The 22506-nt window shown below is 69.7% G+C and carries 22 protein-coding genes; 16 read left to right on the forward strand and 6 right to left on the reverse strand.

Annotation, left to right across the window (positions count from 1 at the left end; translation table 11 throughout):
• Position 1 precedes the first annotated feature (1 nt).
• From ACLFA2_RS12915 to ACLFA2_RS12970, 12 genes are all read left to right on the forward strand, one after another.
• On the forward strand, positions 2-571 hold the full coding sequence (locus ACLFA2_RS12915) for a tripartite tricarboxylate transporter TctB family protein (protein WP_021201106.1): 570 nt from the start codon (positions 2-4) through the stop codon (positions 569-571).
• Positions 571-2118, forward strand: coding sequence for a tripartite tricarboxylate transporter permease (locus ACLFA2_RS12920; protein ID WP_426621425.1), 1548 nt, complete (start codon positions 571-573; stop codon positions 2116-2118). Before ACLFA2_RS12915 ends, ACLFA2_RS12920 begins: the two co-directional genes overlap by 1 nt.
• A gap of 49 nt (positions 2119-2167) precedes the next feature.
• Positions 2168-2965 carry a sulfite exporter TauE/SafE family protein gene (locus ACLFA2_RS12925; protein WP_017829181.1) on the forward strand — a complete coding sequence of 266 codons (798 nt, stop codon included), beginning with the start codon at positions 2168-2170 and terminating at the stop codon, positions 2963-2965.
• Positions 2966-3035: 70 nt separating this feature from the next.
• Positions 3036-3332: a hypothetical protein gene (locus ACLFA2_RS12930; protein WP_136025474.1), complete on the forward strand. Its 297-nt coding sequence runs from the start codon at positions 3036-3038 to the stop codon at positions 3330-3332.
• Positions 3322-4884 carry a sensor histidine kinase gene (locus ACLFA2_RS12935; protein WP_426621426.1) on the forward strand — a complete coding sequence of 521 codons (1563 nt, stop codon included), beginning with the start codon at positions 3322-3324 and terminating at the stop codon, positions 4882-4884. The genes ACLFA2_RS12930 and ACLFA2_RS12935 overlap by 11 nt, the downstream gene beginning before the upstream one ends.
• A gap of 1 nt (position 4885) precedes the next feature.
• Positions 4886-5545, forward strand: a complete 660-nt coding sequence (locus ACLFA2_RS12940; protein ID WP_029258937.1) for a response regulator transcription factor — start codon at positions 4886-4888, stop codon at positions 5543-5545.
• Positions 5542-7149, forward strand: coding sequence for an SLC13 family permease (locus ACLFA2_RS12945; RefSeq protein WP_021201101.1), 1608 nt, complete (start codon positions 5542-5544; stop codon positions 7147-7149). Before ACLFA2_RS12940 ends, ACLFA2_RS12945 begins: the two co-directional genes overlap by 4 nt.
• Positions 7150-7268: 119 nt before the next feature.
• A complete protein-coding gene (locus tag ACLFA2_RS12950) occupies positions 7269-8471 on the forward strand; it encodes a glycerate kinase (RefSeq protein ID WP_426621427.1) in 1203 nt (400 codons plus the stop codon).
• 57 nt (positions 8472-8528) lie between these two features.
• Positions 8529-8999 carry an FAS1-like dehydratase domain-containing protein gene (locus tag ACLFA2_RS12955; RefSeq protein WP_021201099.1) on the forward strand — a complete coding sequence of 157 codons (471 nt, stop codon included), beginning with the start codon at positions 8529-8531 and terminating at the stop codon, positions 8997-8999.
• Positions 8999-9397, forward strand: a complete 399-nt coding sequence (locus ACLFA2_RS12960) for a MaoC/PaaZ C-terminal domain-containing protein (RefSeq protein ID WP_167255610.1) — start codon at positions 8999-9001, stop codon at positions 9395-9397. Before ACLFA2_RS12955 ends, ACLFA2_RS12960 begins: the two co-directional genes overlap by 1 nt.
• Before the next feature lie 13 nt (positions 9398-9410).
• A complete protein-coding gene (locus ACLFA2_RS12965) occupies positions 9411-10544 on the forward strand; it encodes a UDP-N-acetylmuramate dehydrogenase (RefSeq protein ID WP_021201097.1) in 1134 nt (377 codons plus the stop codon).
• A gap of 62 nt (positions 10545-10606) precedes the next feature.
• Positions 10607-11008: a VOC family protein gene (locus ACLFA2_RS12970; RefSeq protein ID WP_347123400.1), complete on the forward strand. Its 402-nt coding sequence runs from the start codon at positions 10607-10609 to the stop codon at positions 11006-11008.
• On the opposite strand, the gene ACLFA2_RS12975 is transcribed toward ACLFA2_RS12970, so the two are convergent.
• The 3 genes from ACLFA2_RS12975 to ald all read right to left on the reverse strand — a co-directional run bounded on the left by ACLFA2_RS12975 (position 10966) and on the right by ald (position 13877).
• Positions 10966-11403: a hypothetical protein gene (locus ACLFA2_RS12975; protein WP_347123398.1), complete on the reverse strand. Its 438-nt coding sequence runs from the start codon at positions 11401-11403 to the stop codon at positions 10966-10968. The genes ACLFA2_RS12970 and ACLFA2_RS12975 overlap by 43 nt on opposite strands.
• A 98-nt stretch (positions 11404-11501) precedes the next feature.
• Positions 11502-12701: a pyridoxal phosphate-dependent aminotransferase gene (locus tag ACLFA2_RS12980; RefSeq protein ID WP_021201094.1), complete on the reverse strand. Its 1200-nt coding sequence runs from the start codon at positions 12699-12701 to the stop codon at positions 11502-11504.
• Positions 12702-12782: 81 nt separating this feature from the next.
• A complete protein-coding gene (ald, locus tag ACLFA2_RS12985) occupies positions 12783-13877 on the reverse strand; it encodes an alanine dehydrogenase (protein WP_029267355.1) in 1095 nt (364 codons plus the stop codon).
• A gap of 103 nt (positions 13878-13980) precedes the next feature.
• On the opposite strand from ald, the gene ACLFA2_RS12990 reads away from it, so the two are divergent.
• Positions 13981-14499: an Lrp/AsnC family transcriptional regulator gene (locus ACLFA2_RS12990; RefSeq protein WP_029258929.1), complete on the forward strand. Its 519-nt coding sequence runs from the start codon at positions 13981-13983 to the stop codon at positions 14497-14499.
• A gap of 13 nt (positions 14500-14512) precedes the next feature.
• Here the strand turns inward: ACLFA2_RS12990 and ACLFA2_RS12995 are convergent, their stop codons facing one another.
• The 3 genes from ACLFA2_RS12995 to aceA form a co-directional block, all read right to left on the reverse strand.
• The gene (locus ACLFA2_RS12995; protein WP_021201091.1) at positions 14513-14944 is read right to left on the reverse strand and encodes a hypothetical protein; all 432 of its coding nucleotides are present in this window, start codon (positions 14942-14944) and stop codon (positions 14513-14515) included.
• A 146-nt stretch (positions 14945-15090) separates the two neighbouring features.
• Positions 15091-16761, reverse strand: coding sequence for a malate synthase A (gene aceB, locus ACLFA2_RS13000; protein WP_347123395.1), 1671 nt, complete (start codon positions 16759-16761; stop codon positions 15091-15093).
• 125 nt (positions 16762-16886) lie between these two features.
• Complete coding sequence (aceA, locus tag ACLFA2_RS13005) at positions 16887-18212, reverse strand: isocitrate lyase (protein WP_029258926.1); 1326 nt, start codon at positions 18210-18212, stop codon at positions 16887-16889.
• Positions 18213-18345: 133 nt separating this feature from the next.
• On the opposite strand from aceA, the gene ACLFA2_RS13010 reads away from it, so the two are divergent.
• The 3 genes from ACLFA2_RS13010 to ACLFA2_RS13020 all read left to right on the forward strand — a co-directional run bounded on the left by ACLFA2_RS13010 (position 18346) and on the right by ACLFA2_RS13020 (position 22273).
• Entirely contained in the window at positions 18346-19797 is a 1452-nt protein-coding gene (locus tag ACLFA2_RS13010) for a helix-turn-helix domain-containing protein (protein ID WP_021201088.1), read from the forward strand.
• A 268-nt stretch (positions 19798-20065) separates the two neighbouring features.
• Entirely contained in the window at positions 20066-21610 is a 1545-nt protein-coding gene (locus tag ACLFA2_RS13015; RefSeq protein ID WP_426621428.1) for a glucoamylase family protein, read from the forward strand.
• 36 nt (positions 21611-21646) lie between these two features.
• On the forward strand, positions 21647-22273 hold the full coding sequence (locus ACLFA2_RS13020; protein WP_021201086.1) for a TetR/AcrR family transcriptional regulator: 627 nt from the start codon (positions 21647-21649) through the stop codon (positions 22271-22273).
• Positions 22274-22506: the final 233 nt, after the last annotated feature.

A 22506-nucleotide genomic window follows, 5' to 3' on the forward strand; every position in this document is an offset into this window, starting at 1 on the left:
CATGACGGTCCCCGCCTCATCGGGGACCGAGGAGCAGGGGGTGCGGGTCGACCACGATGGTCGACCCGCACGCCGCTCTCCCTCCGTCCCCCTCGGCGAGCTCGTGTTCGCCGGAATCATGGTCGCGCTCGGCGTCTTCGCCGTCGTCGGCATCTTCCTGATCCACGTCCCCGTCGGGATGAAGGCCGGTCCGACGGTCTTCCCGATCTTCGTCTCGGTCATCCTGCTCGCCTCGGCCGTCGCCGTTCTCATCGGCGTGCTGCGCGGGGAGCGCGGCGGTGCGGAGGAGGCGGAGGACATCGATGAGAGCCTGCCGACCGACTGGGTCACCCTCGCCAAGCTGGCCGGTCTCGTCGTCGCGCACCTGCTCCTGATCGAGCCGCTGGGGTGGGCGCCGGCGGCCGCTCTGCTGTTCGGCGGGGTCGCGTGGTCGCTCGCCGCCAAGCGGTGGTGGATGGCGTTCCTGATCGGCATCGTGGTCGCGCTCGTGATCCAGGTCGTCTTCGGCGGTCTGCTCGGCCTGTCGCTGCCCTGGGGCCCTGCTCTCGGCTGGCTCGGAAGGATGTTCTGATGGACAGTTGGACCCTGCTCCTGGAGGGCTTCGCGACCGCGCTGCAGCCGCAGTACCTCGCCTTCGCCTTCCTCGGCGTCTTCGTCGGCACCGCGGTCGGGGTGCTCCCGGGCATCGGCCCCGCGATGACGGTGGCGCTGCTGCTTCCCCTCACCTACACGCTCGACCCCGCAGCGGCGTTGATCACGTTCGCGGGCATCTACTACGGCGGCATGTACGGCGGCTCGACGACGAGCATCCTCCTGAACACACCGGGGGAGTCGGCCTCGATAGTCACAGCGATCGAGGGCAACAAGATGGCCAGGATGGGGCGGGGCGCTGCCGCGCTCGCCACCGCCGCCATCGGGTCCTTCATCGCCGGCACCCTGGCGACGCTGGGCCTCACGCTGCTCGCACCGCTGCTCGCGCAGTTCGCCGTGAACCTCGGGCCCGCCGACTACGTGGCCCTCATCGTCATCGCGTTCATCACGGTCGGCGCGCTGATCGGCAGCTCGATCTCGCGCGGCATGCTCTCGCTCGGCGTCGGCCTGTTCCTCGGGCTGGTCGGCACCGACTGGCTCTCCGGTCAGCAGCGCTACACGCTGGGGCTTCCCGCACTGTCGGACGGCGTCGACATTGTGCTGGTCGCCGTCGGCCTGTTCGCGGTCGGGGAGACGTTCTACATCGCCGCCCGGTTGCGGCACGGCGGGGTCGATGTGATCCCGGTCACCCGAGGATGGCGTTCATGGATGACGAGGTCCGATTGGCGGAGGTCCTGGAAGCCGTGGCTGCGCGGCACGGCGATCGGCTTCCCGATCGGCACGATCCCCGCCGGCGGCGCGGACGTCGCCACGTTCCTGTCGTATGCGACCGAGCGCAATCTGTCGAAGCACCGCGACGAGTTCGGCCGCGGTGCGATCGAGGGCGTCGCCGGTCCGGAGTCGGCGAACAACGCCGCGGCCGCCGGAGTGCTGGTGCCCCTGCTCACGCTGGGCCTGCCGACGACGGCGACTGCGGCGATCATCCTCACGGCGTTCCAGTCGTACGGCATCCAACCGGGACCGCTGCTGTTCGAGAGCCAGTCGAACCTGGTGTGGGCGCTCATCGCGAGCCTCTACATCGGCAACGTGATCCTGATCGTGCTCAACCTGCCGCTCGTGGGCATGTGGGTGAAGCTGCTGCAGATCCCGCGGCCGTATCTGTACGCGGGCATCCTTCTGTTCGCAGTGTTCGGGGCCTACGCGCTGCACAGTTCGCCGTCGGACATCGTGATCCTGCTGATCGTCGGCATCCTCGGCTACTTCATGCGCCGGTACGGCTATCCGGTCGCGCCGCTCGTGGTCGGCATGATCCTGGGGCCGATGGCCGAGGAGCAGCTGCGCAAGGCGCTGCAGCTGAGCCAGGGGGATCTGAGCACGCTCGTCATGCAGCCGTTCGCGGCGATCGCCTACGGGGTGCTCGCCCTGCTGATCGTCGGCGGACTCTGGTTGCGGCGTCGCCAGCGCCGGTACGAGCAGGCGCTGACCGCGTCGATCGCGGTGCCGATCAAGGCGGACGCCGAGGTCTGATCCGCGACGCGGGTTCGAGAGGGGAGGAGGCCGCGAGTAGGCTGATCCGGTGAGTGACGTACAGGCCCCCGCACGAGGGCCTCGCGCCTATGCGGCGTTCATCGGCATCGGCCTTCTCGCCGGCCTCCTCTCCGGACTCTTCGGCGTGGGCGGTGGCACGGTCATCGTTCCGCTTCTCGTGCTCCTGCTGCACTTCGATCAGCGCCTCGCGGCAGGGACATCCCTCGCGGCGATCGTGCCGACGGCGAGCGTCGGCGTCATCTCCTACGCCACGACCGGGTCTGTCGCCTGGATCCCCGCGATCATCCTCGCCGCCGGCGCCGTGGTGGGTGCGCAGATCGGCACACGGCTGCTGCCGCGCATCTCGCAGACCGCCCTGCGCTGGGGCTTCGTCGGCTTCCTGCTGGTCGTGATCGTCAGCCTCTTCCTGGTCATCCCCTCGCGCGATGCCGCGTTCGAACTGTCCTGGCTGACAGGTATCGCCCTCGTCGGCGTGGGCATCGGCACCGGCATCCTCGCCGGGCTCATCGGCGTCGGCGGCGGCGTGATCGTCGTGCCCGTGCTGATGCTGGCGTTCGGCACCAGCGACCTGGTCGCCAAGGGCACGTCGCTGCTCATGATGATCCCGACGGCGATCTCGGGCACCGTGGGAAACCTCCGCAACCGCAACGTCGATCTGCTCGCCGCGCTGCTCATCGGCGTCTCCGCCTGCACGACGACGGCGCTCGGGGCATGGTTGGCGACGATCGTCGATCCGACTCTCGGCAACATGCTGTTCGCGGCATATCTGGTCGTGATCGCGGTGCAGATGGCGATCAAGGCGGTCAGAGGGCGCAAGCGGGCCTGAGCGTGTCCGGATGAAGGGATCTTCATCCACGGCTCATCTGCCCATCATGATCGACGGGCATCATGGGGTCATGCCCACTCCACGTCGCCTTCTCGTCACCGGCGCCCTGATCGCGATCCCGGTCGCCTTCGCGGTCGGAAGCGTCGTGCTGGCGCAGATGCCGCCCTCGCCGCGGATCCCTACCGAACCCGTGTCGGTGCAGCTCGCGCCGCCGGTGCCGAGCGAGGTGCCTGCGCCCGTGCCTGCGCCGGCACCTGCGCCTGCGCCGGGACCTGCGCCGGCCCCTGCCCCGGCACCGGTACCTGCGCCTGCGCCCGCCCCACCCGCCGGCGACGACGACGATGACGGTGGCGGCGATGATGACTGACGCCCCCACCCTGCCCCTGGATCTCGACGAGAGCGCCACGCCGCACGCGCCGACGCGTGCGGCGGCGCAGGGCCTCGCGGCCACCGGTGCGCCGCTGCGCACCTTGCGCCGCCGCACTCTGCCCGCCCGCTGGCGTATCACGCTGTGGATCATCCTCAGCACCGCCATCACGCTCCTCGCCGTCGGCATGGTCGGCCGCAGCATCTTCCTCGCCGGTGTGGAGCAGTCGGCCAACGCCGAGATCGAGCAGGAGGCCTCCGAGTTCTCCCGATTCGCGGAGGATGCCGCGGCCAGTGGTCACACCACGGCCGAGGAGCTGGTCAGCGAGTACGTCGCCCGCCAGTCCGTGCACGAGAACGAGGTCGTGATCGCCACCGTCGAGGGGGCGGTGATCGCGGTCGCGAACGGCCGGGTGCAAGCGACAGATGCCTCCGCGCTCGCTGCAGTGCCGGGCGGCGAGGCGCTCGTGAACCGACTGCTCGATGAGACGTCGGCGTCCGGCGCGATGGATGCGCCCGACGTGGGCCCCCTGCGCTGGGGTCGGTTGGAGTTCACCACCGGTGATCGCGGTGGCGCGGTGCTGATCGTGCAGTACACGCAGGAGGCGCGCTCGCAGGTCGACGCGGGATTCGCCACGATCGCGTGGGTGGCGCTGATCGGGATCCTGCTCAGCTCCGGCGTCGCCTGGCTCGTCGCCGGGCAGATCCTGGCTCCCGTGCGAGAGGTGTACCGGGTCGCCCGCGACATCGGAGAGCACGACCTCTCGGCGCGCGTGCCGGTCGAGGGCACCGACGACATCGCGGCCGTGGCCACGACCTTCAACCAGATGCTCGACCGCCTCGAGGCCGTGCACGCGACGCAGCAGCGGTTCGTCGACGATGCGGGACACGAGCTGCGCACGCCGATCACCATCGTCCGCGGCCAGTTGGAACTGCTGAGCGAAGACCCGGAGGAGCGTGCGGCGACCCTGCGTCTCGTCAGCGACGAGCTCGACCGGATGAGCCGCATCGTCACCGACCTGCTCGTGCTCGCGAGGGCCGAGCAGCCCGACTTCGTGCGGGTCGCGAACTGCGACACCGCCGCCCTCACCCTCGACATCGAGGCCAAGGCGCAGAACCTCGGAGATCGTCGCTGGCAGCTCATGGAGGTGGCCGAGGGGACGGCGGCGCTCGATCCCCAGCGGGTGACCCAGGCCGTGCTGCAGCTCGCGGCGAACGCGGTACAGGTGACCGAGACAGGTGACCGCATCCTCATCGGTTCGCGCTTCGACGGCGAGGGGAGCGAGCGGCGGCTGCGGCTGTGGGTGCGCGACTCCGGTCCCGGGGTCGCCGTGGCCGACGCCGAGCGCATCTTCGAGCGCTTCGCCCGCGGCGACAGCTCCGGTGCGCGACGAGGGTCGGGGCTCGGGCTCGCGATCGTGCGGGCGATCACCGATGGACACGGCGGTTCAGCCTGGGTCGACAGTGTGTTCGGAGAAGGTGCCACGTTCGGCATCGACCTTCCGGCACCCACCACCACGCGGTTCGACACCGCGGCAGAGAGGAGCGAGTGAGATGCGCAGCATCCTCATCGCGGAAGACGACCCGCACATCACCTCGTTCGTCCGCCGGGGCCTGCGCGCGGCCGGCTACGAGACCGCCGAGGCGGCCGACGGCCACACCGCGCTGCTGATGGCCCGCAGCGGCATGTTCGATCTGGTGCTGCTCGACATCGGGCTCGGCGGCATGGACGGTTTCGACGTGCTCGCCAACCTGCGTGGCGAGGGCGTCGCGACACCGGTCATCATCCTCACCGCCCGTGACTCGGTCATCGACACGGTGCGGGGCTTGGAGAGCGGGGCGAACGACTACGTCACCAAGCCGTTCCAGTTCGCCGAGCTCATCGCCAGGGTGCGGCTGCGGATCGGCGACGGCGAGGGACGCGCGGCCGGGCCCGTGCTCACCCACGGCGATGTGCGGGTGGATGTGCGCGCCCGCACGGTCACGGTCGACGGCGACATGCGCGAGCTCACCTCGCGGGAGTTCGCCCTGCTCGAGGTGTTCCTGCAGAACGCCGGCCAGGTGCTGTCGCGCGACCAGCTGATCGGGCACGTGTGGGGGATGGACTTCGATCCGGCCTCCAACGTGGTCGACGTGTACGTTCGGGCACTGCGCGGCAAGATCGGTGTCGATCGCATCGAGACGGTGCGCGGGGCGGGATACCGATTCCGATGAGTGATCCCACCCATACTCATGCCGAGAACGCGCGCCGGCTGGCCGAGCCGTCGGCGGTCGAGCGCACGCGATTCTCGACGATGCCGCCGCAGCGCCCGACTCCGTTCCCCGGTCGCAACCCGGCCGGAGGTGGCTTCGCGGTGCGCCGGCTCGGGCGTGGGCGCATCCTCAGCCTCCTCGCCCTCGGACTCGTGCTGATCGCGGGGCTCGCCATGGCGCTGTCGTCGCTGTCTCAGGGCGCCGGCCCCGGCCGGGTGACCATGCCGATCGCCGTGACTCTCACCGTGTTCCTGCTCGCGGTGTGGGCGTGGACATCCACCGGCCTCGATGACACGCTCGTCGCCTTCCTCGCCGCGATCGCCCTGATCGTCACCGGCGTGCTGCCGGCGAGCGACTTCTTCGCCTCCCTCGGCGACGAGACCATCTGGCTGCTCATCGGCGCGTTCGTGATCGCCTCCGCAGTGTCGTCCTCCGGCCTCGCTCTGCGCGGTGCCTCGCATCTGCTGCGGTTCGCACGCGGGCCGCGGAGCCTGTTCCACCTGACGACCGTAGCCCTCACGCTCACCGCCTTCGCCGTGCCCGCCACCTCCGGGCGCGCCGCGCTCGCCGTCCCGGTGCACACGGCGGTCGCGGCCGCGCTTCCCGGACGCGAGCGGGTGATCCGCGCCCTCGCCCTGCTGATGCCGACCGTGGTCCTGCTCTCGGCCGTCGGCTCGCTGCTCGGCGCGGGGGCGCACATCGTGACGGATCAGCTGCTGCGGGCCGCGGGCGAGCAGGGCTTCACGTTCCTGAGCTGGCTCTGGCTCGGGCTGCCTCTCGCCACGGTCTCGTCGCACCTGGCCTGCGAGCTCATCCTCTGGCGCTTCACCTGCCGCGACGACCGCAGCACGCCGCTGCGGATGAGCGCGACGGATATCGGTCGCTCCGCATCGACCGCCGTGACCGGACCTCTCAGCACCATGGAGCGACGCGCTGGCGTGCTGCTGGGCGGCGTGATCCTCCTCTGGGCCACGGAACCGCTGCACCATCTGTCGCCGGCATTGGTCGCCCTCATCGGAGCCGTCGCCGCCGTGACGCCCGGGATCGGCTGCCTGACCTTCCCCGCTGCGATCAAGCGCGTGCCGTGGTCGCTGCTGCTGTTCCTCGCCGCGACTCTCGCGCTGGCATCCGCGCTCACCAGCACGGGCGCCGCCGCCTGGTTGAGTTCGTCGGCGCTCGCCCCGCTCCGGGGGCTCGGCGCCGCGGGAGCCGTCGCGTTCGTGCTCGTGGTCATCGCGATCTCGACCGCCGCGCACCTGCTGATCCCGTCGCGGTCGGCCCGCTCCGCCGCGATCGTCCCGGTCGTGATCGCGCTCGCTCCCGCACTCGGCGTCTCCCCGATGGCGGCGGCGTTCGCCTCGACCGCCGCGGCCGGGTTCTGCCACACGCTCCCCAGTTCGGCGAAGCCGGTCGCCATGTTCGCCGACCCCGACATCGTGAGCGGGGGCTTCACCCCGCTGGACCTGCGCCGGCTCTCGGTGCTGCTGGCACCGGCGATGTTCGTGCTCGTGGCCGTCTTCGCCCTGTGGGTGTGGCCTCTGATGGGGCTGCCGCTGCTGCTCTGATCCGCGGCCCCGGCCCATCCCACACCCGCTTCACTCCGCGTGCACCGCCGGTGCACCGGTGCTCGTCGTGCCCGCACACCGGGCGCTCGTCGCCCGTCTCGGGCGCAGAAGGAGGAATCATGTCGATCCACACCCCGCAGCGCATCCTGGTCGCACCCAGTGGCTTCAAGGAGAGCCTGAGCGCCGAGGCCGTGGCCCAGGCGATCGCCGCCGGCGTTCGTCGGGTCATCCCCGGCGTGCAGGTGGACGAGTACCCGGTGCCGGACGGCGGAGAGGGCACGGCCGCCGCGCTCGCCGCGGCGACCGGAGGCGAGCTCATCCCGGCACGGGTGACGGGCCCCGTCGGCGACCCGGTGGACGCGCATTGGGCGCGGCTCGGTGGGCACGCCATCGGGACCGCCATGGTCGAGATGGCCTCGGCAGCGGGTCTGCGGCTCGTGCCGCGCGATCGCCGCGACCCGGGGGAGACGACGACGCGTGGCGTGGGCGAGCTGATCGCCTCTGCGCTGGACGCCGGTGCGGAGCGGATCGTGGTCGGCTGCGGCGACTCCGGCACGAGCGACGGCGGTGCCGGAGCGCTCGAAGCGCTCGGCGTGCGCATCCTCGACCGCGACGGTGTGCCGATCACCGCGGGCGGGCGGCATCTCCGCGATGCGGTGCGCCTCGATCTCGCGGGTCTTCATCCCCGCATCGGCGAGGTCGAGATCGTGCTCGCCTGCAACATCCACAACGTCCTGTGCGGACCGCGCGGCGTGGCCAGGGTGTTCGGTCCGCAGAAGGGAGCGACGTCCGAGCAGGTCGAGGAGCTCGCGGACGCCCTCGACGTCTGGGCCGGTCTGCTTGAGGAGCAGAGCCCGTTCGGAGCGGCGATGGATGTGCGCACCGGCGGCGGCACCGGCGCCTCTGGCGGGCTCGGGGCGGGTCTCGCCGCCGTGCTCGGTGCGCGTCTCGCCCCGCGTTTCGAGGTGCTCCTCGACAGCGGGCTGCTGCCCGAGCCCCTCGATGAGCTGATGGCGGTGGCCGATCTCGTCATCACCGCCGAAGGGGCGATCGACTTCCAGACGCCTCGGGGCAAGGTGCCGGCCGAGATCGCGATGCGCGCCCGAGTCGCCGGCGTCCCGGTGCTCGGCATCGCCGGATCGCTGGGTGTCGGCGCGCCGACCGTGCATGACATCGGCATCGACGCGATCGCCTCGATCATCACCGTGCCGATGCCCCTCGAACAGGCGGTGGAACACGGCGAGGCACTGCTGCGCGACGCCGCGGAGCGCAGCATGAGGATGGTGCTGCTCGGATCGGCGATGTCCGCGCGTGCGGCCTGAACTCCCGGGAGCCGACCCGCGGCCTGGGTCGCCGCCACCCCTCGGTAGGATCGAAGGGTGGCAGTGAACCAAGATCTGGTCGGCCGGGAGTTCCCGCCGACGGCCCCGTACCTCGTCGGCCGCGAGAAGGTGCGCGAGTTCGCTCGTGCCGTCTTCGCCGACGCCCCGCAGCACACCGACCTGAAGGCGGCCCGCGCGGCGGGCTTCTCCGACGTCGTGGCGCCGCCGACCTTCGCGATGGTCATCCAGGACCTCTCGCTCCAGCAGCTCCTGGGGCAGGAGGATTCCGGCATCGTGCTCGCGCGCACCGTCCACGCCGAGCAGCGCTTCACCTACACGCGCCCCATCGTCGCGGGCGACGAGCTCACCGCGCAACTGCGCGTCACCGGCATCCGGATGATGGGCGGCAACGCGATGATCACCAGCGAGGCCGAGATCACCGACCCCGCGGGTGCCCACGTCGTCACCGCCACCAGCGTGCTGCTGGTCGGTGCCGAGCCGAGCGCGGATGAAGGAGAGGCCGCCTGATGGGCTACACCGTCGGAGACGTGCTCGCCGAGCGCACCGTACACCTGACCCGCGAGTCGCTGGTGCGGTACGCGGGAGCGTCCGGAGACTTCAACCCGATCCACTACCGCGATGATGTCGCCGCGTCCGTCGGGCTTCCCGGCGTGCTCGCGCACGGCATGCTCACGATGGGCATCGCCTCGTCGGTGGTCGTCGCGGCTCTCGACCCGGCCACGCGCATCCTCGACTACGGCGTGCGCTTCACCAAGCCGGTCGTGGTCGACCCCGACGAGGGCGCTGATATCACCGTCGTCGCCACGGTCGGCGCCGTCGACGACGAGTCCGCGCGCATCGACCTCAAGGTCACGTTCGGCGACACCACCGTGCTCGTCAAGGCGCAGCTGCGCGTCGCTGTCTGATGAGGGCGAGCTGATGCGGGAGATCGAGCCGGTCCGTCTGGCGGAGCTGACCACGCTGCGCACAGGAGCAGCACCGGAGCGGATGTTCGAGGCGACGACGACGGCGGGTCTCGTCGATGCTCTGCGTGAGACGTGGGCGCGCGGCGACGAGTGGTTCGTCCTCGGTGGCGGCTCCAACCTCTTCGTGGGCGACGAGCCGTTCGAGGGCACGGTCATCCGCGTGCGCACCGAGGGCATCGAGGAGCTGCCGTCCCCGCACGCCGGCCGCATCCGTCTGCGCGCGCAGGCCGGCCACGGGTGGGACGACCTCGTCGCCTATGCCGTCGCCCACGGGTATGCGGGCCTCGAGGCCATGAGCGGGATCCCCGGCACGGTCGGCGCCGCCCCCGTGCAGAACATCGGGGCGTACGGGCAGGAGATCCAGGAGACGCTGGTCGAGGTCGAGCTGATCGACGAGTCGACCGGCGAGATCTCGACGGTTCCCGCTGCCGAGCTCGGGCTGGGTTTCCGCACCTCGGTGCTCAAGCATCACCATGGCAGTGTGCCGCTGCGCCGTGCCGTGATCCTCTCCGTGACCGTCGACCTGCTGATCGCGGGCGAGCGTGTGGTGCGCGGTGAGCAGCTGCGTCGGGCACTGGGTCTGACCGATGAGACACCGGTTCCGCTCGGCTGGGTGCGCGAGCGCATTCTCTCGACTCGCGCGTCGAAGGGTATGCTGCTCGACGCGGATGACCCCGACACCCACGGCGTCGGCTCCTTCTTCCAGAACGCGATCGTGACGGCGGCGGTCGCCGGCTCGTTGCCCCCGGAGTGCCCGCGCTGGCCGGTCGCCCCCGATCTGGACGCCGTGACCGTGATCCCGTTGGCGTCTTATGACGGACAGGTGCCGCTGTCGAAGCCCGCGGCGGTCTCCGACGTGAAGGTGAGCGCGGCGTGGCTGATCGAGCAGGCGGGCATCCGCAAGGGGTTCAAGCTCCCGCGCTCCCGCGCATCCGTGTCGACGAAGCATGCGCTCGCGCTGACCAACCGTGGCGGGGCGACCGCGGGTGAGGTCGCCGAGCTCGCCCGGTTCATCCAGAGCAGGGTGCACGCCGAGTTCGGTCTCGTGCTGCAGCCGGAGCCGGTTCTCGTCGGCGTCGAACTCTAAGGCGTCGAACGCCAAGGCGTCGAACCTCAGGACACGTCGGCTGTCGCGGCTACACTCGCGGCATGAGCGGATTGATCCCGTACCTGCTGTTCCCCGGCAACGCCGCGGAGGCGCTGCGTCATTATCGATCGGTGTTCGGCGGTGAGCTCCAGCTGCTCGACTACGCCACCGCGGGGAGGCACGACGGCCCCGGCGATGCGATCGCGCACGGGCAGCTGAGCGGACTGGTCGAGATCGCCGGAGCGGATGCCGGAGCCGATGACGATGCCGTGCAGATGGGCGGCATGTTCCTCTCGCTCCTCGGCACGGCCGACGCCCTCACTCTGACCGACTGGTACGACGAGCTCGCCGTCGGAGGCCGCGTGATCGACGCACTGCAGAAGCGACCCTGGGGTGACTTCGACGGCACGCTCGTCGACCGTTACGGCGTGCGCTGGCTGATCGGCTTCCGTCCCGAGGACTGAGGTGTCCCGCTGCCGAAGTAGGAACGAGACGACGGCAGGAGGATCAACACGACCGCCGCCGTGGTGACGGCGAGGGCCGCGATGGCGACCCAGAACTCCCAGATCGGGGCTGCTACCGCCGGAACATAGAGCGCGAGCGGGAGCGGGAACAGCAGGGTCGCGTATCGGGCCCATGACTTTCGTCTGATCACGAGCACCGTGATGGTCGCGTAGACGACCACCGGTACGAAGGCGAGCGCACTGAGCCACTGACGCGACTCTCCTCCCCAGTACCAGAGGAAGGGAGCGACCGCGAGGGAGAGGAAGAAGACCAGCACGGTCACCGTGATCAGGATGGGGAATGCCACCCGCAGAGTCAGTGGCATCCGCTCATACTCCTGCTCGCCGTTCGTCATGCCTCCAGTATCGCTGACCCCCGCCTGAGGGCAGGAGACGTCGTGGCGAAGGCCCCTCCCATCTGCAGACGGGAGGGGCCTTCGTCGGGTTCCGCGGGTCAGGCGAACAGACGCTGCAGGCGCTGCACGCCCTCGAGCAGCTGCTCGTCGCCCAGTGCGTATGACATGCGGATGTAGCCGGAGGGACCGAAGGCCTCGCCGGGGACGACCGCGACCTCGGCCTGGTCGAGGATGAGATCGGCGAGTTCGAGCGAGGTGGTCGGGGTCACGCCGCCCCAGGTGCGGCCCAGCAGGCCCTGCACGTCGGGGTACACGTAGAACGCGCCCAGCGGGTTCGGTACGACGAGGCCGTCGATCTTCGACAGCTCCGAGACGATCAGCTGGCGGCGACGGTCGAAGGCCTGGCGCATCTGCTCGGCCTCGTCCTGCGGGCCGGTGAGCGCGGCGATCGCGGCCTTCTGGGCGACGTTGTTCACGTTGCTGGTGAGGTGCGACTGCAGGTTGCCGGCGATCTTGATGGCATCGGCCGGCCCGACCATCCAGCCCACGCGCCAGCCGGTCATGGCGTAGGTCTTCGCGACGCCGTTGACGAGGATCGTCTGGCCGGCGACCTCGGGCACGGCGTCGACGATCGAGGTGGCCTTGACGCCCTCGTAGGTGAGGTTCTGGTAGATCTCGTCGCTGATGATCCAGATGCCGTGCTCGAGCGCCCACTCGCCGATGGCCTTGGTCTCCTCGGCGGTGTAGACGGAGCCGGTGGGGTTCGACGGGGAGACGAACACGAGGGCGGTGGTGCGGGCGGTGCGTGCGGCTTCGAGCTGCGCGACCGTGACCTTGTACTCCTGGTCGGCCCCGGCGAAGACCTCGACGGGGGTGCCGTCGGCGAGGCGGATGGCCTCGGGGTACGTGGTCCAGTACGGGGCGGGCAGCAGCACCTCGTCGCCGGGGTTCACCACGGCCTGGAAGGCCTGGTAGACCGACTGCTTGCCGCCGTTGGTGACGATGACCTGGCTCGGAGACACCTCGAGTCCGGAGTCGCGGAGGGTCTTCGCCGCGATCGCCTCGCGCAGCGCCGGGAGGCCGGGAGCGGGCGTGTACCGGTAGCTCGCCGGGTCGGCCAGAGCCTCGGCCGCCGCATCCACGATGAACTGCGGCGTCGCGAAGTCGGGCTCGCCGGCAGCGTACGAGATGACGTCCTTGCCTTCGGCCTTGAGGGCCTTGGCCTTGGCATCGACCTTGAGGGTCGCGGACTCGGCGATGGCGGACAGCTTGCGGGAGAGGGGAGCGCGTTCGGTCACGATTACGAGCGTACTCGGGTCGGCGCGGCAGGAGAGGTGTGGGATGCCGCCAAGATCCGGAGTTCTTTCGGGTTCGGAAGGTCAGTCGGTCGTGAGTCCGTGCGCCTGCGCGACGGCCGGAAGCGTGATGCGTCCGCCCTGCACGTTCAGACCCGCGGCCAGCGCGGCGTCGTCGGCCGCCGCCCGCTCCCAGCCCTTGCCGGCGATCGCCGAGACATAGGGGAGGGTCGCGTTCGTCAGTGCACGGGTCGCGGTCTCGGGAACCGCGCCCGGCATGTTCGCCACGCAGTAGTAGATCGAGTCGTGCACCGCGAATGTGGGATCGTCGTGGGTGGTCGGGCGCGAGCCCTCGAAGCATCCGCCCTGGTCGATCGCGATGTCGACGAGCACGGACCCCGGCTTCATCGCGGCGACCATGTCGTCGGTCACGAGCTTGGGGGCCGCGGCACCGGGGATGAGCACGGATCCGATCACGAGGTCGGCGGTCTTGAGCTCTTCGGCGATGTCGTAGCGGCTTGACGCACGGGTCTCGAGGGCGCCGCCGTAGCGGTGCTCGAGCTCGCGCAGACGCGGTAGGGAGACGTCGATCACGGTGACCTTCGAGCCGAGTCCGAGGGCGTTCGCCGCGGCGTGTTCTCCAGCGACGCCGCCGCCGATCACGACGGTCTTGGCGCGCGGCGTGCCGGCGATGCCGCCGAGCAGCATTCCACGTCCGCCCTGGGAACGCAGCAGCGAGTACGAGCCCATGGTGACCGAGAGGCGTCCGGCGATCTCGCTCATCGGCACGAGCAGCGGCAGGCTGCGGTCGGGCAGCTGCACGGTCTCGTACGCGACGGCGGTGGTCCCCGCCTCGACGAGGGCGGTAGTCAGTGCGCGGTCGGCAGCGAGATGCAGGTAGGTGAAGAGGGTGAGGTCGTCGCGCAGGAAGCCGTACTCCTGGGCGATCGGCTCCTTGACCTTGATGACCATATCGGCCTCGCCCCACGCGTCGGCGGCGGTGGCGACGATCTCTGCGCCGGCGGCCCGGTAGTCGTCGTCGGTGATGCGCGAGCCGAGCCCGGCCCCGGACTGCACGAGCACCCGGTGGCCCTCGTGCACCAGACGGTCGGCGCCGGCGGGAGTGAGGGAGACGCGATTCTCGTTGTTCTTGACCTCGGTGGGGACGCCGATCTTCATTGATCCTCCAGGTTCGATGCGGTGCGGCACCCAGGATCGCAGAAACATCGACAGAACAACAGAATTGGTGAAGATGATTCGTGTGATGCGGAAATCCTGAATAATGCTTCGTATGGAGACCACCTCAGAGGCCCCGGAGCCGAACACCGTTCGGGCCCCCGCCCTGGATGCGATCGACGCCAGGATCGTGCAGCTGCTCACGGCCGACGGGCGCATGACGAATGCCGAGCTCGCCGGGCGTCTGGGTGTCGCGCCCTCGACGGCGCACACCCGGCTGCGGGCGCTCGTGGATCGTGGCGTGATCACGGGCTTCCACGCGAGCGTGGACGAGCGGGCGCTCGGCGCGGGCCTGCAGGCGATCATCGGCGTCACGCTGCGTCCGAGCGGACGCCGGGAGAGCATCGTGGAGTTCGCGGACCGCGTGCGCGTGCTGCCGCCGGTGATCCAGCTCTTCTTCCTCGGTGGCGACGACGACTTCCTGCTGCACATCGCGGTCGCCGACTCGTCCGAGATGCGCGAGTTCGTGCTCGAGCATCTCTCGGCGCAGAGCAGCGTCGCCTCCACACGCACGAGCATCGTGTTCGACTACCACCGCAACTCGGTGGCCGCTTCCTTCCGCTGAGGGCTGCCGCGGGTCAGGCGCCGTAGGACGCGGGCAGTGCGCAGTAGTCGGCGAACCGCCGCGTCGGGTGCGCGGGGTCGGTCACGTCGACGATCGCACCCGCGACCGTGTGCGGTGGCTCGTCGCCGGCCAGCTGCCACACCGCGTAGTTCCACATGCCCCTGGTGCGCTCGCCGAGCAGAGTCGCCGGTCCGGAGACGAGCAGGATGTCGCCGCTCTTCGGGCCTTCGCGGAACGCGGTGACCACGGAGCGGAGCTCGGCCTCGGCACCGTCCGGTGAGTGGTCGCGGATGACCGGCTGCCCTGACGCCGTCAGCGCGGCCGCGAGGTCGTCTGCCGCCTGTCGCGAGCGCCCGGCATCCGCCCCGGCCACCGCGAGCAGTCGTCGGCCGCGCGGGTAGAAGTGCAGGAACTCGGAGGCGATGTCCGCCCAGACGTCGGTCATGCGTCCAGGCTACGCCCGGGGAGGGGTATGGGAGCGGGAACAGAGGGAGCCCCCGGGACCACGGCGGATGCCGCAGTCCCGGGGGCTCCCTCGTCTGCTCAGTCCTCTGCTCAGTCCTCTGCTCAGTCCTCTGCTCAGTCCTGTGCTCAGTCCTCGTCGATCAGGAACCGGCTGTAGGCGCCCAGTGTGAGGAAGGTGGGGAACTCCTCCTGGAGGGCGACCTCGCGGAAGATCTCCGCCGCGTCGTCGTACCGGTCGCCGTGGCTGCGCGTCGCCTGCGCGAGCACCTGGGCGATCAGACCCTCGATGTACTCCGCCGTGATCGGGGTGCCGTCCTGAGTGGTGCGGTCCTGGTGGATCCACTGCCACACCTGCGAGCGGCTGATCTCGGCCGTCGCGGCATCCTCCATCAGGTTGTCGATCGCCACGGCCCCGAGTCCGCGCAGCCAGGCCTCGAGGTAGCGGATGGCGACCGACACGTTGTCGTGCACGCCCTGTGCTGTGATGGGCCGGCCGATGTGCAGGTCGAGCAGGTCGCGGGCCTCGACGTGCACGTCGTCACGCTGGCGGTCGACCTGGTTGGGGCGGTCGCCCAGCACGGCGTCGAACTCGGCCTGAGCCGTGGGGATCAGGTCGGGGTGGGCCACCCAGGTGCCGTCGAACCCGTCGCCGGCCTCGCGCTTCTTGTCGGCGGTGACCTTCTCGATCGCGCGTGCCGTCACCTCGGGGTCGCGGCGGTTGGGGATGAACGCGCTCATGCCGCCGATCGCGAAGGCGCCCCGCTTGTGGCAGGTCTGCACGAGCAGATCGGTGTACGCCCGCATGAACGGCACCGTCATCGTGACCTCGCTGCGATCGGGAAGCACGAAGCGCGCCCCGCGGCCGCGGTAGTTCTTGATGATCGAGAAGATGTAGTCCCAGCGGCCGGCGTTCAGGCCCGCGCAGTGGTCACGCAGCTCGTAGAGGATCTCGTCCATCTCGAACGCCGCCGGCAGGGTCTCGATCAGCACGGTCGCGCGGATCGTGCCGTGCGGGATGCCGATGTACTCCTCGCTGAACGAGAAGACGTCGTCCCACAGCTTCGCCTCCTCGCTGGACTCCAGCTTGGCGATGTAGAAGTACGGTCCGCGACCGCCGTCGATCAGCGCCTGCGCGTTGTGCAGGAAGTAGAGGCCGAAGTCGACCAGGGAGCCGGATGCCGAGGTGCGACGACCGGCGCGGTCGATGAAGGCGATGTGCTTCTCGGGCAGGTGCCACCCGCGAGGGCGCATCACGATGGTCGGCGTGCGCTCCGCCGTGACGCGGTACTCCTTGCCGGGGCCGGATTCAGAGGCAGGCGATGTGAACGACAGCTCGCCGCGGATGGCGTCACGGAGCGACAGCTGCCCCTCGATGACGTTCTTCCAGGTCGGGCTCGTGGCATCTTCCTGGTCGGCGAGCCACACCCGCGCGCCGGAGTTCAGCGCGTTGATCGTCATCTTCGGGTCGGTCGGTCCGGTGATCTCGACGCGGCGATCCTCGAGGCCGGGCCCGGCACCGGCGACCCGCCAGTCGCGATCCTCACGGATGTGGGCGGTGTCGTCGCGGAACTTCGGGTCATGACCGTTGCCGATCTCGAAGCGACGGCGCATGCGGTCGGCGAGGCGGTCGTGGCGACGGGAGGCGAAGCGGTGGTGCAGTTCGGTGAGGAAGGCGACCGCTTCGGGGGTCAGGATCTCCGCGTAGCGGTCGCGGAGGGGGCCGGTGACCTCGATCGCGGGACCCTGCTGGGTCGTCTGGATCGGAGCCGTGGTCGGGGGAGCGGTGGGAGTGGTCATGATCGTGAGTCCTTTGAGTCGTGTCGGGTACTGCGACGAATGCGTCGAGCACCGCGACGAAGAGGGGCCACGCGCCTGGAGGCTCCGCGCGGCGCGCCAGCGCCGTGTGGAGGGGGGCGTGGGGATCAGTGGAACTGCGCGGCTTCGGTGGAGCCGGCGAGGGCGAGTGTCGCGCTGTCGGGGTTGAGCGCGGTGGAGATGACGTCGAAGTAGCCGGTGCCCGCCTCGCGCTGGTGCTTGGTGGCGGTGTAGCCGTCTGCTTCTGCGGCGAACTCGGCTTCCTGCAGCTCGACGTACGCGCTCATGGCGCGATCGGCGTAGCCGCGGGCGAGGTCGAACATCGAGTAGTTCAGGGCGTGGAAGCCGGCCAGCGTGATGAACTGGAACTTGTAGCCCAGGTCGGCCAGCTCCTGCTGGAACGTCGCGATCTCGGCGTCCGACAGGTGCTTCTTCCAGTTGAAGCTCGGCGAGCAGTTGTACGCCAGGAGCTTGCCGGGGAACTGCTCGTGGATCGCTGCGGCGAACGAGCGGGCGAGCTCGATGTCGGGCTCTCCCGTCTCGACCCACAGCAGGTCGGCATAAGGGGCGAAGGCGAGGCCGCGGCTGATGACCGACTCCAGTCCGGGCCGGATCCGGTAGAACCCCTCGGTGGTGCGCTCGCCGGTGGTGAACTGCTGGTCCCGCTCGTCGACGTCGCTGGTGAGCAGGTCGGCGGCGAGGGCATCGGTGCGGGCGATGATGACGGTCGGCACTCCGGCGACGTCGGCCGCGAGGCGGGCCGCGTTCAGGGTGCGGATGTGCTGCTGGGTGGGCACGAGCACCTTGCCGCCGAGGTGGCCGCACTTCTTCTCGCTGGCCAGCTGGTCCTCCCAGTGGATACCGGCGGCACCGGACTGGATGAGCGACTGCGCCAGCTCGTAGGCGTTCAGGGGCCCTCCGAAGCCCGCCTCGGCGTCGGCGACGATCGGCGCGAGCCAGTCCTGCGTGGTCTCGCCCTCAGCGTGCTCGAGTTGGTCCTGGCGGATGAGCGCGTTGTTGATGCGGCGCACGACCGCCGGCACCGAGTTCGCGGGATACAGCGACTGGTCGGGGTAGGTCTGGCCGGCGAGGTTGCCGTCGGCGGCGACCTGCCATCCGGAGAGATAGATGGCCTTGAGTCCCGCCCGCACCTGCTGCACGGCCTGGCCGCCGGTGTAGGCGCCGAGCGCACGGACGTAGTCCTCGGTGTGCAGGAGGTTCCACAGATTGTCGGCACCGCGATGGGCGAGCGTGGCCTCTTCGCGGACCGAACCGCGGATGCGGATGACGTCTTCGGCCGAGTAGGTGCGCTCGACGCCGTCCCAGCGGGGGTCGGTGTCCCAGATCTCCTGGAGCTCGGCGGCCGTCTGAACCTGGTCGCCGGCTCGCAGACCGGCGGGGCGGGGCGTCGGGGTGTGGGCGGTGTTCGTCATGGTGTCTCCTCGGTGGATCCGGCGGCTGTGCCGGTGTGGCGTGGTTCCACTGTGCGTGAAGTTCGGAGGGCTGATCGACCGAATGTGAGGAGAAGATCGATGGAAATTCTGTTTCTGTGACAGAATCGGCCGCATGAGCACCATCGACGCTGCAGAAGAGGCCGACGCTCTCACGATCGGCCGCCGCATCCGCCAGCTCCGCACGGCGAAGGGCATGACCCTCGACGACCTCGCCTCCGCCGTCGATCGGGCGCCGAGCCAGATGTCGATGATCGAGACCGGGAAGCGTGAACCCAAGCTCACGCAGCTGCAGGCGATCGCCCGGGCGCTCGGGGTCACGATCGACGCCCTGCTGGAGGGCGAGCCGCTCGATGAGCGCAGCGCGGTCGAGATCGCACTCGAGCGGGCGATGAAGGGGCAGACGTTCCAGGCGCTGGGCATCGAGCCGTTCCGCATCGCGAAGAGTCTGCCGACCGACGCTCTGAAAGCACTGCTCGCCCTGCACGGCGAGATCGACCGGCTCAAGGATGAGCGGGCCGCGACACCGGAGGAGGCCCGGCGGGCGAACGTCGAGTTGCGGCACCTGATGCGTCGGCAGGACAACCACTTCGCCGACCTCGAGGCGAAGGCCGCCGAGATCCTCTCCGCGGTCGGTCATCCGGGTGGTCCGCTGACCCAGCGCACGGCGTCCGAGATCGCGGCCTACCTGGGCTTCACCCTGCACTACGCGCCCGACCTGCCGCAGACCACCCGGAGCGTCGCCGACCTCGCGAACGGCCGGCTCTACCTGTCGAGCAGCGTGCCCGCGAAGGGCGATGCCCGCACCGCGGTGCTGCAGGCGCTGTCGAGTCGCATCCTCGGGCACTCTGAGCCGCGCAGTTACGCCGAGTTCCTGCGTCAGCGCGTGGAGACGAACTACCTCACCGGTGCGCTCCTCATCCCCGAGGCGCATGTGGTCCCGGCGCTGAAGGATGCCAAGCAGCGTCGGGCGATCTCGATCGAAGACCTGCGCGACGCCTACTCGGTGTCGTACGAGACGGCCGCGCATCGGTTCACGAACCTCGCGACCCGGCACCTCGACATCCCCGTGCACTTCCTCAAGGTGCATGAGTCGGGCACGATCACCAAGGCGTACGAGAACGACGACGTGAACTTCCCCACCGACCGTCTTGGGGCCATCGAGGGGCAGATGTGCTGCCGCCGGTGGACCTCGCGTGTGGTGTTCGACGAGGACGACCGCTTCAACCCGTATTACCAGTACACCGACACCGGGAACGGCACGTACTGGTGCACGGCCCGGGTGGAGTCGTCGAGCGAGGGGCTGCACTCCGTCAGCGTGGGCGTGCGCTTCGACGACACGAAGTGGTTCGTGGGGCGCGACACTTCGCATCGGGGCGTCTCGAAGCACTCGGTCGAGGTGTGCTGCCGCCGGGCGCCGGCCGACCTGGAGGACCGCTGGCGAGACAACTCCTGGCCGAACGTGAAGACCCCGCGCACGCTGCTGGCGACCCTTCCTACCGGGGCCTTCCCCGGCGTCGACACGACCGACGTGTACGAGTTCCTGGAGGCGCACGCCCCCCGCTGACCCCGCCCCGCCCGTCCCCGCCCTCCGCCCCCGCTCCCGCCCGCTCCGCCCGGCGTTCCGGTCGCAGTTGCTGCCGCCCGGGAGCGGCGAAGGCGACAGGAAGTGCGACCGGAGCGGATGGATCGACTCGCGCGGGCATCCTGCGCAGGCTACGGAGCGGACGGAAGCGGGGGTTGAGCCAACACTGAACACCTGTTAGGTTTTCGCGTGTGGAGTGGCTCCGGTCAGCGGCGCCCGTTCTCGATGAGGAGACGTGATGAAGCGATGGATGAGCACACTGGCCACGGTCGGACTGGTCGTCTCAGGCCTGGCCCTGGCCGGACCGGCGGCGGCGGGAGGCGGCCGTCAGGGCGACGCCGAGCTCACGCGCTGGGCACAGGACACCTGGGGCTCCCTCGCGGCGATGACCGATGAGGAGACGGGCCTTCCGGCCGACAACATCACCGGCGACCTGCAGACCCCCAGCGCATACACTTCTCCGACGAACATCGGCGGATACCTGTGGTCGACCGTCACGGCGCGAGACCTCGGCATCATCGGCGCCGACGAGGCGCGCAGCCGCATGTCCGCCACGCTCGACACCCTCGAAGGGCTCGAGCGCAATGACGCGAGCGGCATGTTCTACAACTGGTACTCGCCCACGACGGGGGAGAAGCTGACGACCTGGCCCGACTCCGGCGATCCGGTGCACCCGTTCCTCAGCACGGTCGACAACGGGTGGCTGGCCGCCGCCCTGCGTATCGTCCGCGAGGCGGATCCTGCCCTCGCGGTGCAGGCGGACGCCCTCTACGACTCCATGGACTTCGCCTCGTTCTTCGATCCCGCGGGTGCCGCCGGGCTCCCCGCCGGCACCAACCGCGGCGGTTTCTGGGACGAGGTGCCGCCGGACTGCAGCGTCGCGGCCCCGATGTACAACGGATCGGGCGAGACCGCCTACTACACCTGCCACCACTACGACACGACCGTGAGCGAGAGCCGCATCGCGACCTATCTCGGCATCGCCAACGGCCAGATCCCGGCGACGGCGTTGTACGGCACGCATCGCACGATGCCGCCCGGCTGCGACTGGGCCTGGCAGGAGCAGCTTCCCGAGGGGGAGTACCGCACCTACGACGGCGTCGAGGTCTGGGAAGGCGCGTACAGCTATGACGGTATGTCGTTCGTCCCCAGCTGGGGCGGCAGCATGTTCGAGTCGCTGATGCCCGACCTGCTCGTCCCGGAGACGAAGTGGGGTCCGAAGTCGTGGAAGCTCAATCATCCGATCACGGTCGCCGTGCAGAAGCAGCACGGGCTCGACGAGGCCGGATACGGGTATTGGGGCTTCTCGCCCGCGAGTGATCCCTTCGGCGGATACGCGGAATACGGCGTCGACATCGCGGGCATGCGGTCTGACGGCTACACGTCCGACATGGAGAAGACCGACGTCGATGTGGACCGTCCGGGCTGTGCGGTGGGCACGAACCCCGCTCCCGAGTTCGGCGACGGCGTGATCACGCCGCATGCGGCCTTCCTCGCGCTGCCCTATGACCGCAAGGGTGTGCTGCGCAACCTCGAAGGCATCGAGGAGGATCTCGGCGCCTATGGCCCCGGTGGGTTCTACGACGCGGTCGCCGTGAAGAGCGGCACGATCGCCGAGCGCTACCTGTCACTCGACCAGTCGATGATCATGGCGGCGATCGGCAACGAACTCACGAAGGATAAGCTCAAGGACTACTTCGTGGATCGCGAGATGGAGAAGCTTCTGCGCCCCGCGATGCGACAGCAGGAATTCAGCTCGTCGTGGGGTGCGGGTGGCAACGGCCACCAGGGCTGAACTGCCGCTTCCCTCGACGAGGGATGGGAGTGGGCAGTGGGAACGGACGGCCAGCCGACAGCGGGTCGTGGCCCCCGTGGCTCCTACGCCACGGGGCAGGCGCGACGGCAGGCGATCGTCGACGAAGCGCTGGTCGTGTTCTCCCGGACCGGATTCCACGGCGGGTCGCTGCGGGAGATCGCGAAGCGCGTCGGCGTGACGCCTGCCGGCCTCCTGCATCACTTCGCCGACAAGGAGGAGCTGTTCGCCGAGGTGCTGCACCAGCGCGACGAGAAGGTACGAGCGGCCGCGGGCGATCCCGCGGAGCACACCCTCCTCGAGCAGGCGAAGAGAGTCGTCGCCCACAATCAGACCTCGCGCGGCCTCACGTCGTTGTACGCGATCGTCTCGGCCGAGGCGACCGATCCGGAGCATCCGTCGCACGCCGAGTTCGCCGCCCGCTACCGGGCACGAGCCGACGAAGCCGTGGAGATCCTCCGCCGTGGGCAGGAAGCCGGTGAGGTGCGCGACGACATCGACCCCGCGCTCGCCGCACGCCTGATCAGCGCCGTCATGGACGGGATCCAGCTGCAGTGGCTCCTCGACGAATCCGTCGACATGGTCCCGCTCTTCGACGAGTTCGTGCGCCGCTACCTCTACCCTGCCGCTCCTCCTCAGTCCTGACGGCACGCGCTCCGCCCGCGCTCCCGCTCTGTATCGCCGAGTGCACGGCTTCCTGCCGAGTGCACGGCTTCTCGACGTCGACAAGTCGTGCACTCGGCGAGTTCGCGTGCACTCGACGCCCGTCCAGCCCCCGTCCGTGTCGTGCCTGTCGTCAAAAGTTAGTTTGATCTTGCTTAGTCAATCTTGACTATGTTACTTTCATCGAGCCATCAACGACGAACGGCCGAGAAGGG

Origin of the sequence: Microbacterium sp. As-52 (genome assembly GCF_049949185.1) — a bacterium.
GTDB classification, from domain to species: Bacteria; Actinomycetota; Actinomycetes; order Actinomycetales; family Microbacteriaceae; genus Microbacterium; species Microbacterium maritypicum_A.

What these genes read in the sequence shown, in the direction of transcription:
- ACLFA2_RS12915 (WP_021201106.1), top strand. Translation starts at nt 2, where the DNA reads ATGACGGTCCCCGCCTCATCGGGGACCGAGGAGCAGGGGGTGCGGGTC.
- ACLFA2_RS12920 (WP_426621425.1), top strand. Translation starts at nt 571, where the DNA reads ATGGACAGTTGGACCCTGCTCCTGGAGGGCTTCGCGACCGCGCTGCAG.
- ACLFA2_RS12930 (WP_136025474.1), top strand. Translation starts at nt 3,036, where the DNA reads ATGCCCACTCCACGTCGCCTTCTCGTCACCGGCGCCCTGATCGCGATC.
- ACLFA2_RS12935 (WP_426621426.1), top strand. Translation starts at nt 3,322, where the DNA reads ATGATGACTGACGCCCCCACCCTGCCCCTGGATCTCGACGAGAGCGCC.
- ACLFA2_RS12940 (WP_029258937.1), top strand. Translation starts at nt 4,886, where the DNA reads ATGCGCAGCATCCTCATCGCGGAAGACGACCCGCACATCACCTCGTTC.
- ACLFA2_RS12945 (WP_021201101.1), top strand. Translation starts at nt 5,542, where the DNA reads ATGAGTGATCCCACCCATACTCATGCCGAGAACGCGCGCCGGCTGGCC.
- ACLFA2_RS12950 (WP_426621427.1), top strand. Translation starts at nt 7,269, where the DNA reads ATGTCGATCCACACCCCGCAGCGCATCCTGGTCGCACCCAGTGGCTTC.
- ACLFA2_RS12960 (WP_167255610.1), top strand. Translation starts at nt 8,999, where the DNA reads ATGGGCTACACCGTCGGAGACGTGCTCGCCGAGCGCACCGTACACCTG.
- ACLFA2_RS12965 (WP_021201097.1), top strand. Translation starts at nt 9,411, where the DNA reads ATGCGGGAGATCGAGCCGGTCCGTCTGGCGGAGCTGACCACGCTGCGC.
- ACLFA2_RS12970 (WP_347123400.1), top strand. Translation starts at nt 10,607, where the DNA reads ATGAGCGGATTGATCCCGTACCTGCTGTTCCCCGGCAACGCCGCGGAG.
- ACLFA2_RS12975 (WP_347123398.1), bottom strand. Translation starts at nt 11,403, where the DNA reads ATGACGAACGGCGAGCAGGAGTATGAGCGGATGCCACTGACTCTGCGG.
- ald (WP_029267355.1), bottom strand. Translation starts at nt 13,877, where the DNA reads ATGAAGATCGGCGTCCCCACCGAGGTCAAGAACAACGAGAATCGCGTC.
- ACLFA2_RS12990 (WP_029258929.1), top strand. Translation starts at nt 13,981, where the DNA reads ATGCTTCGTATGGAGACCACCTCAGAGGCCCCGGAGCCGAACACCGTT.
- ACLFA2_RS12995 (WP_021201091.1), bottom strand. Translation starts at nt 14,944, where the DNA reads ATGACCGACGTCTGGGCGGACATCGCCTCCGAGTTCCTGCACTTCTAC.
- aceB (WP_347123395.1), bottom strand. Translation starts at nt 16,761, where the DNA reads ATGACCACTCCCACCGCTCCCCCGACCACGGCTCCGATCCAGACGACC.
- aceA (WP_029258926.1), bottom strand. Translation starts at nt 18,212, where the DNA reads ATGACGAACACCGCCCACACCCCGACGCCCCGCCCCGCCGGTCTGCGA.
- ACLFA2_RS13010 (WP_021201088.1), top strand. Translation starts at nt 18,346, where the DNA reads ATGAGCACCATCGACGCTGCAGAAGAGGCCGACGCTCTCACGATCGGC.
- ACLFA2_RS13015 (WP_426621428.1), top strand. Translation starts at nt 20,066, where the DNA reads ATGAGCACACTGGCCACGGTCGGACTGGTCGTCTCAGGCCTGGCCCTG.